This window comes from Pseudomonas sp. PA-7-1E, assembly GCF_021605325.1.
Lineage (GTDB): Bacteria > Pseudomonadota > Gammaproteobacteria > Pseudomonadales > Pseudomonadaceae > Aquipseudomonas > Aquipseudomonas fluorescens_BV.
In genome coordinates, this window is sequence record NZ_WKFA01000132.1 from 1 (window position 1) to 845 (window position 845).

The window sequence follows — 845 nt, forward strand, 5'->3', positions numbered from 1 at the left end:
GGCAAGTCGACCCTGCTGAAAATCCTCGGCGGCGCCTACATTCCGTCCAGCGGTACGGTGCAGATCGGCGCGCAGACCATGGCCTTCAAATGCGCCGCCGACAGCATCGCCAGCGGTGTGGCGGTGATTCACCAGGAGCTGCACCTGGTGCCGGAAATGAGCGTGGCCGAGAACCTGTTCCTCGGGCATTTACCCACGCGCTTTGGCGTGGTCAACCGGCGCCTGCTGCGCAAGCAGGCCCTGGCCTGCCTCAAGGGGCTGGCCGATGAAATCGACCCCGACGAGAAACTCGGGCGCCTGTCCCTGGGCCAGCGCCAACTGGTAGAAATCGCCAAGGCGCTGTCCCGTGGCGCCCATGTGATCGCTTTTGACGAGCCGACCAGTAGCCTCTCGGCGCGGGAAATCGACCGCTTGATGGCGATCATCACGCGCCTGCGCGAGGAGGGCAAAGTGGTGCTCTACGTGTCGCACCGTATGGAAGAAGTGTTCCGTATCTGCGATGCGGTGACGGTCTTCAAGGACGGTCGCTACGTGCGCACGTTCGAGGACATGAACACGTTGACCCACGATCAGCTGGTGACCTGCATGGTCGGTCGCGATATCCAGGATATCTACGATTACCGACCGCGTGAGCAGGGCGAAGTGGCGCTCAAGGTGGACGGCTTGCTCGGCCCCGGCCTGCGTGAACCAATCAGTTTCCAGGTGCGCAAGGGCGAGATCCTGGGCCTGTTCGGGCTGGTGGGCGCGGGGCGTACCGAGCTGTTTCGCCTGCTCAGTGGGTTGGAGCGCGCCAGTGCCGGCAGCCTGGAACTGTGCGGGCAAGCGCTGCAACTGCGCTCACCCCG

Annotated in this window: 1 protein-coding gene; it reads left to right on the forward strand. The window is 64.1% G+C overall.

Annotated features, from left to right (window positions below):
* A partial coding sequence (locus GIW79_RS29535; RefSeq protein ID WP_236477480.1) for an ATP-binding cassette domain-containing protein occupies window positions 1-845 on the forward strand: 845 nt, incomplete at both ends.